The 455-nt window shown below is 42.9% G+C and carries 1 protein-coding gene; it reads right to left on the bottom strand.

Annotated elements, in window-relative coordinates:
* On the bottom strand, positions 1-455 hold a 455-nt coding region (locus ACTRWI_RS22675), incomplete at both ends, for an IS30 family transposase (protein ID WP_499133940.1).

Here is a 455-nt window from a genome sequence, read left to right as displayed (position 1 = left end):
TTTATCGTAGCCTCAGCCACATCTTGGGCAGATTTTGAATCCACTTTCTGAATTAAGAAAAAGCGACTTTTACGCTCTAACAGAGTAACGATAGCCCCCGTTCCGTGCTTTCCTAACACAGTATCTATTTCCCAATCTCCAAATCGTTCACGACTGCCTACAATCGCGGGTCTATCATCGATAGATACTGCGTTCTTAATCGCTTCCGCTTTGACTCTTTTCCCTTTACGATAGCGTTTGTGCCCTTGTCTTAAATGCTTGTATAGCTTGCCGCCATTCGCCTTATCTTCAGCAATATGTTGATAAATCCATTCATGACTGACAGGCATTTCTGAGCCTGTTAATACACCAGAAATCTGCTCTGGACTCCAATCATGCTCAATCAGTAATCGGATAAATTCCACTCGTTCAGGTGGGATTTGATACTTGATCGCATGGCGTTTCCTCGATAAATA

This window comes from Pseudoalteromonas sp. G5_S1_14_S5 (assembly GCF_054968605.1).
Note: the sequence above shows the minus strand (reverse complement) of the source record. Positions and strands in the feature narration are given on the sequence as shown.